We start from the raw sequence: 7,108 nt of genomic DNA on the forward strand, positions 1-7,108 counted from the left end.
TCAGACGAGCGAACCATCGGTCCGCCGACGACGCATCAGCACGATCCCGCCCAGCGCGGCAGCGCCGAGCAGGCTCGCCCCGCCGGTTGCCAGGCCACGGTCGGTGCCGGTGCTGGCGCCACCGTCGCCACCGTCGACCCCGCCGTGCGGCAGGACGACCAGCTCACCCTCGCCGCACGAGCCCTTGAGCTCGTAGCGACCCGGGCGGGCGTCCTTGTCGACCTTGGCCTCGCCGTAGTAGACGAAGTCCCGCTTGTTCTCCCAGCGGTCCTCGTCCTTGCCGTAGTCGTCGCCCTCGTCGGAGCCGTACTCGTCACGGTCCTTGGACTCCCAGCCCTTGTCCGAGCCGTACTCGTCCTCGTGGCCCTTGGACTCCCAGCCCTTGTCCGAGCCGTACTCGTCGGAGCCGTACTCGTTGTCCGAGCCGTACTCGTCGGAGCCGTACTCGTGGTCCGAGCCGTACTCGTCCTCGCGGCCCTTGGACTCCCAGCCCTTGTCCGAGTCGCGCTCGTCCGAGCCGTACTCGTCCTCGTCCTTGGACTCCCAGTCCTTCTTGTCCTCGTCCTTCTTGCCTTCGTCCTTCTTGCCTTCGTCCCTGGACTCGGCGTCCTGGCCGTGCTCGTCGCCCTTCCAGTCCTTGCTGTCCTCGTCGCCGTAGGCGTCGGCCGCAGCGCCGCCGCCCTGGCCACCATCACCGGGCTGCTGCGGCTTGTCCTTGCCGTCCTCGCCCTTGTCGCCCTTGTCGCCCTTGTCGCCCTTGCCCTTGTCGTCCTCGTGCTTGCCGCTCTCGTCCTTGCCCTTGTCGTCCTTGTCGCCCTTGTCGTCCTTGCCCTTGTCGTCCTTGTTCTTGTCGTCGTCCTTGCCGTTCTCGTCCTTGCCCTTGTCTTCGTGGTCGTAGGAGTCCTCGTCCTCGTTCCACTCGCCGCGGTCCTCGCCACGGTCCTCACGGACGGGCTTGAGGTTGACCTTGCCGGTGACCTTGGACCACACGTAGGCGTGCTCCTGCCGATCCGGGCAGATCTCGAGGAGCTTGACCTCTTCGCCGGCCTTGACGACGTGCGGCTTGGCATAGACCTTGCCGTCGTCGTGATGTCCGTCGGCGAACGCGATCCCCGGCGAGAACACCAGGAGCGAGGCACCGCCGAGCGCGGCGCCCGCAACGACCTTCCCGAGCATCTTCTTAGCCATGACCTGCGTCACTCCATCCCTGTTGTCCTGAGCCCGGCGACAACCGAGCTAAGACCGACGTTAGACCTTTTCACGAACTATCAAGTGAAAGATTCGTGTTTTGACCTTTGCTGGTAGTAAGCGGCAAAGGGGTGCTACGCGGCTTTCGCCGCTCGGAGCGCGGTCTCAGGCGTGCCAGGGCGTTGCGGGCGGCCCAGGGTGTTCTCGGCTCGCCATGCATCCCTCGCCAGACTCATCCGGTAGCGGTGCTCTCGCTCTCGCTCACGCCGCTCGGGCGGAGTCGGCGGCAACGTCCGCCTCGACCGAGGCCGAGGTCGAGGCCGAGTCCCGTCGATCATGGAATTGAGGTGCCGGCACCGCGGCGCAGGCATCGAGGCATTGCCATGGAAGCGCTCCCATGCAAGAATCGGCGCACGCGGTTCGGGGAGCCACACCGCGCAGGCAGGGAGTCGAGGGCATCCGGTTCGCCGGACGACATCCCGCCGCCCCACCGACCGGCCTGCCGGTCGCGCACCACCACCACCATCGCCCGGCCGGGTCGGGCACCCCCGAACATCCCGTTGGCGCCGGCGGCCGTCCGTGTAGGACGCCCACCGGGCCGTCTCGCCGGGCCGCACGTGGCCCGGTCTCGCCCAAGGAGATCAGTGGCATGAATGTGTGGAGAAGGCTGTCCGGCCAACGCCGGGCCCTCGCGCTCGCCGGCGCCGGCGTCCTGGTCGCCGGCGGGTTGGTGACGATACCGGTCACCGCGGCGCAGGCAGCGACGCAGTGCGACGTCGCCTACTCGACGAACGACTGGCCCGGCGGCTTCACCGCGAACATCACCATCAAGAACCTCGGTGACCCGATCAACGGCTGGACGCTGGGCTGGACCTTCCCCAACTCCAGCCAGCGGGTGCAGCAGGGCTGGTCCGCCGAGATCAGCCAGACCGGCAGTCAGGTGACCGCGCGCAACCTGTCGTACAACGGCAGTCTCGCCACCGGCGCGTCCACCAGCTTCGGCTTCAACGGCGCCTGGAGCGGCAGCAACCCGAAGCCGGCGTCGTTCACCCTCAACGGTGTGGCCTGCACCGGTGGCACCACGACTCCGCCGCCCACCGATCCGCCGCCGACCGATCCGCCGCCCACCGACCCGCCGCCGGCGGGTAGCAAGGTGAACAACCCGTACGCCGGGGTGCGGGGGTACGTGAACCCGGAGTGGAAGGCCAAGGCCGACGCCGAGCCGGGCGGCAGCCGGGTCTCCAACAACCCGACCGCCGTCTGGCTGGACCGGATCGCCGCGATCAATGGCACCACCGGAAGCAGCTCCAACGGCGCCTTCGGAGTACGGGACCACCTGGACGAGGCGCTGCGCCAGGGCGCCGGCTACATCCAGTTCGTGATCTACAACCTGCCGGGTCGGGACTGTGCCGCGCTCGCGTCCAACGGTGAGCTGGGTCCGAACGAACTGCCCAGGTACAAGTCCGAGTACATCGACCCGATCGCCGCGATCCAGTCCGACTCGAAATACCGGAACCTGCGGATCATCAACATCATCGAGATCGACTCACTGCCGAACCTGGTGACCAACACCTCCGGCCAACCCGGCGGTACCGCGATGTGCGACACGGTCAAGGCCAACGGCGCGTACGTCAACGGCGTCGGCTACGCCCTGGCCAAGCTCGGCGCGATCGGCAACGTCTACAACTACATCGACGCCGCGCACCACGGCTGGATCGGCTGGGACAGCAACTTCGGCCCCACCGCCGACATGCTCAAGAGCGCCGCGGTCGCCTCCGGCAGCACGGTGGCGAACGTGCACGGGTTCATCGTCAACACGGCGAACTACTCCGCGCTCCGCGAGCCGTACGTCAGGATCACTGACTCGGTGAACGGTCAGTCGGTGCGGCAGTCCAAGTGGATCGACTGGAACTTCTACGTCGACGAGCTGTCGTTCGCCCAGGCGTTCCGGCAGAAGCTGGTCTCGGTCGGCTTCGACAGCAACATCGGCATGCTGATCGACACCTCCCGCAACGGCTGGGGTGGCTCCGCTCGGCCCACCGGGCCGGGCGCGACGACCAACGTCGACACCTACGTCAACGGCGGTCGGATCGACCGCCGGATCCACGCCGGCAACTGGTGCAACCAGTCCGGCGCGGGCCTCGGCGAGCGGCCCACGGCAGCGCCCGAGGCGGGCATCGACGCGTACGTCTGGGTGAAGCCCCCGGGCGAGTCGGACGGCTCCAGCGAGCTGATCGAGAACGACGAGGGCAAGGGCTTCGACCGGATGTGCGACCCGACGTACACCGGCAACGCCCGCAACGGCAACAGCCTCAGCGGTGCGTTGCCCAACGCGCCCATCTCGGGTGCGTGGTTCTCCGCCCAGTTCCAGGAGCTGATGCGCAACGCGTACCCGGCGCTCTGACCGGGTAGCTCCCGCACCCACCCGCCGCCGGCAGTAGGTGAGGCACTGCCGGCGGCAGGTTTCCCCGGTCCCCGGTCCGACCGTCGCAGTCGGGCCGGGGACCCCCTCGTGCGCCCAGGTCAGGGCACGGTGCGCTCGATCGCCGCCCGGCCCTGCTCGGCCAGGTCGCGGCGGGCCTTGTCCAGGTTCTCCGGGGTGAGGTCCTGCCCACGGGCCATCACCAGGTCCTCCGGCTCCCAGGGCTGCTCCGCCCCGGTGCGGATGTTGTCCCCGCCAGCCCCGGTGCCCGTCCCGGTCGCGCCGGTGCCCGCCGCGTACGGATCGGCGATCACGTCGTCGGTGTCCGGAGCGAGGTCGGCCGGCCGGTCGCGGGGCTCGGCGAAGGTCGGCGTGTCCCGGTCCGGGCCGCCTCCGCCTCTCAGCTGCGAGACGGTGCTGTCATCGTCCACCGCCGAGGCCACCTCCGAGGTCTCCTCCAGCGGGGGTCGGCGATCGCGATCGGTCATGGTTGTGCCTCCTGTGTCCGACACGGTGCCTTGTCCCCTCGCGTACCCCGTGCGGCGGCGGCCATGCACGGCGCTCCGCCCACCCGACCACGGCGTCCACGCACCGAGCCGGCCCGGCGGCGGGTCAGCTGTCGGGCTGCTTCTCGTTGGGGGCCGGCGGTTCCGCCGGGCGCAGCCACTGCCAGAGCAGCATGAGCAGGCCGAAGACGAGCATCACCAGCCCGGCCCACAGGTTGATCCGGACGCCCTGGGCCTTGTCGATCTCGGCCCGGCTGTCGAAGACGCCGATCAACGTCACGATGATCCCGTACGCCACGAAAAGCCCACCGATCACCCGGCGGATGTCGAACAGGCGGGCGGCGGCGGAACGGCGCTGCTCGGCCTGCGTCTCGTCGATCAGCGGGTCCTGTGCCGGCTGGCCGTGGTTGTCCATCTGCCGAACCCCTTTCCTAGAAGACCGGGATGTAGAAGAGGGCGGCGAGCGCGACCGCGATCACGCCGAGCAGCACCGGGGAGCGGTACCAGGCGGCGTCTCCGGCGATCACGTCGCCCTTCAGGTCGACGCCGCCTATGCCGTACACCAGGCCGCGCAGCTCCTCGTCGCGCTTGGGTGCGGTGAGCGGGGTGATGATCGCGGCGACCACTATCGCAGTGACGAATGCGAGACCGGCGCCCCAGAAGCTCTCCTCCAGGTCGGAGTTGAAGTCGATGACGCCGCCCTTGTAGAGCAGATAGAGACTGAGCGACACCAGGGTTCCCAGCAGCAGCGACCAGAAGCCGGCCAGCGCGCTCATCCGCTTCCAGAACATGCCGATGATGAAGGTGGCGAAGAGCGGCGCGTTGAAGACCGAGAAGAGCGCCTGGATGTAGTTCATGATGTTGCTGAACCCGGCCGCGATGAACGCCGTACCGATGCCGATCACCACGGCGGCGACCGTGGCCCACCGACCGACCCGCACGTAGTAGTCGTCCGGCCGGTCGCGGCGGATGTACGCCTGCCAGATGTCGTACGTGAAGACGGTGTTGAAACCGCTCACGTTTGCCGCCATGCCGGCCATGAACGAGGCGAGCAGACCGGTGACGGCCACCCCGAGCACGCCGTTGGGCAGCAGGTCGCGCATCAGCAGCGGGATCGCGTTGTTGTACTGCAGGTCGCCCGTGTCCGCGCCGAGCCCCTTCACGGTGACCAGGGCCACCAGGCCGGGGATCACCGTGACCAGGGGGATGAACAGCTTCGGGTACGCGGCGATGATCGGCGTACGCCGGGCGGCGCTCATGTTCTTCGCCGACAGCGCCCGCTGCACCTCGGCGAAGTTCGTCGTCCAGTAGCCGAAGGAGAGCACGAAGCCGAGGCCGAAGACGATGCCCAGCCACTGCGCGCCGAGCGGGTTGGCGGTGCCGCCGGTGTCCTGCCAGGCGTGCAGTCCGGCCTCGCCGAGCTTGGAGTCGCGTACCGCGTCCATCAGACCGTTCACCCCGCCGACCTTGACCAGGCCGATCACGGTGACCGGGATGAGGCCGGCCAGGATGACGAAGAACTGGAGCACCTCGTTGTAGATCGCCCCGGACAGACCGCCGATGGTGATGTACGCCAGCACGATCGCCGCGCCGACCACGATCGCGGTCCAGAGCGGCCAGCCCAGCAGCGCCTGCATCACCAGGGCCAGCGCGTACAGGTTGACCCCGGCGATCAGCACCTGGGCGACGGCGAAGCTGAGCGCGTTCAGCAGGTGGGTGGGGCGGTTGAAGCGCAACCGTAGGTATTCCGGCACGCTCCGGACCTTGGAGCCGTAATAGAACGGCATCATCACGATGCCCAGGAAGACCATCGCCGGCACCGCGCCGATCCAGTAGTAGTGGACCGTCATCACGCCGTACTGGGCGCCGTTCGCGGCCATTCCGATGATCTCCAACGCGCCCAGGTTCGCCGAGACGAAGGCGAGCCCGGTCACCCAGGCTGGCAGGGACCGGCCGGAGAGGAAGAAGTCGACGCTGGTCCGGATCGCGCGGCGGGCGGCGAAGCCGACCCCGAGGACGGTGATGAAGTACAGCGCCAGGATGAGGTAGTCCAGGCCGTTCATGTTGAGCCGAAGACCGCCGCCGCCGTCCATCCCCGTCACCCCTCATCCCGCCGTCCCGTTTCGGTCGCGCGCGCCCTATTACCCGGGACGAGCGTTTTCACGCCTCCCCGCCCGGTCCGGGCGTGTTCGGGGCCCGTCGGACGCGCTCGCCCGGGCTGGACGGCGTGTGAGTGCTCACTGGCCCCCCCATCGCGTCGATCTAGGGCATATCGTCGCTTTTGTAGATCAACTAGCGACGATATGCCCTAGATCGACGGGGCTGTGGGCGGGGAGGGGTGGGGTAGGGCCACCGCGCCTGGGGTCTGGTGGTGCTATGGGCGTTTCGCGCCCTTTGCGTTCGGTGCCCGCCCTTTGTGTGTCGGCTGCAGCTGTGTGATCGACTCGGGATCAGTGATGTTGTTGGGGTGTCCCAGGCGTCCGGATAGCGCGGTATCAGTGACCTCGTGTGGATCGTCGGCCTGCCGTCCGGCCTAACCCCGGAACGGGGGGTGGCCTGCCCCGCCGATGCCCGGTATGGGTGGTGTGTCCCTGTGAGCGGGTGCACTCGTGGGCTGGAATCGGGGCTGGCCGGGCGGCGTTACATACCCTGACGATCGCAGCACCACCGGCCGCCCCCGAGCGACCCGCCTCCGGCCCTCGGCCTCGGCGGACAGGCTGCTAGCGGATGGGCCGGCCCCGGAATGATCCCCGGCCCGCGGTCGTTACATCTGGACCCGGCGCCACGAGCCGTCCGCTCGCAGGCCGCCGACCGAAACCCGGTGCCACGAGCCCTTCGCTCGGAGGCCGCCGACCCCCAGACTTTCCCCCCTTCTTGATGCGCCGGACGAGGTGCTCACATCCGCAGGTGCTGTTCCCCGGAACGGTTGCGGGTGTCTCTACCCCCGAAGGAGCTACCCCCATGACCACGATCATTCGTAAGAGCATGCTGT

At 68.6% G+C, this 7,108-nt stretch carries 5 protein-coding genes; 1 reads left to right on the top strand and 4 read right to left on the bottom strand.

What is annotated here, in order from left to right; genetic code table 11:
• On the bottom strand, positions 1 to 1,188 hold the full coding sequence (locus tag ACFQGL_RS24935) for a hypothetical protein (RefSeq protein ID WP_377514834.1): 1,188 nt from the start codon (positions 1,186 to 1,188) through the stop codon (positions 1 to 3).
• A 649-nt stretch (positions 1,189 to 1,837) separates the two neighbouring features.
• On the opposite strand from ACFQGL_RS24935, the gene ACFQGL_RS24940 reads away from it, so the two are divergent.
• The gene (locus tag ACFQGL_RS24940; protein WP_377514836.1) at positions 1,838 to 3,592 is read left to right on the top strand and encodes a glycoside hydrolase family 6 protein; all 1,755 of its coding nucleotides are present in this window, start codon (positions 1,838 to 1,840) and stop codon (positions 3,590 to 3,592) included.
• Between the two features lie 119 nt (positions 3,593 to 3,711).
• Here ACFQGL_RS24940 and ACFQGL_RS24945 read toward each other — a convergent pair whose 3' ends face one another.
• The 3 genes from ACFQGL_RS24945 to ACFQGL_RS24955 all read right to left on the bottom strand — a co-directional run bounded on the left by ACFQGL_RS24945 (position 3,712) and on the right by ACFQGL_RS24955 (position 6,209).
• Positions 3,712 to 4,098 carry a hypothetical protein gene (locus ACFQGL_RS24945; RefSeq protein WP_377514837.1) on the bottom strand — a complete coding sequence of 129 codons (387 nt, stop codon included), beginning with the start codon at positions 4,096 to 4,098 and terminating at the stop codon, positions 3,712 to 3,714.
• A 124-nt stretch (positions 4,099 to 4,222) separates the two neighbouring features.
• Entirely contained in the window at positions 4,223 to 4,531 is a 309-nt protein-coding gene (locus ACFQGL_RS24950; protein WP_377514839.1) for a hypothetical protein, read from the bottom strand.
• Positions 4,532 to 4,547: 16 nt separating this feature from the next.
• Positions 4,548 to 6,209 (bottom strand): sodium:solute symporter family protein, encoded by a 1,662-nt coding sequence (locus tag ACFQGL_RS24955; RefSeq protein ID WP_377514846.1) that lies wholly within the window; start codon positions 6,207 to 6,209, stop codon positions 4,548 to 4,550.
• Positions 6,210 to 7,108: the final 899 nt, after the last annotated feature.

Origin of the sequence: Micromonospora vulcania (assembly GCF_042658605.1) — a bacterium.
In the GTDB taxonomy this organism is placed as follows: Bacteria; Actinomycetota; Actinomycetes; order Mycobacteriales; family Micromonosporaceae; genus Micromonospora; species Micromonospora vulcania.

Bases quoted from the DNA above. Each gene is read 5' to 3' on its own strand.
- ACFQGL_RS24935 (WP_377514834.1), bottom strand. From the start codon at position 1,188: ATGGCTAAGAAGATGCTCGGGAAGGTCGTTGCGGGCGCCGCGCTCGGC.
- ACFQGL_RS24940 (WP_377514836.1), top strand. From the start codon at position 1,838: ATGAATGTGTGGAGAAGGCTGTCCGGCCAACGCCGGGCCCTCGCGCTC.
- ACFQGL_RS24945 (WP_377514837.1), bottom strand. From the start codon at position 4,098: ATGACCGATCGCGATCGCCGACCCCCGCTGGAGGAGACCTCGGAGGTG.
- ACFQGL_RS24950 (WP_377514839.1), bottom strand. From the start codon at position 4,531: ATGGACAACCACGGCCAGCCGGCACAGGACCCGCTGATCGACGAGACG.
- ACFQGL_RS24955 (WP_377514846.1), bottom strand. From the start codon at position 6,209: ATGGACGGCGGCGGCGGTCTTCGGCTCAACATGAACGGCCTGGACTAC.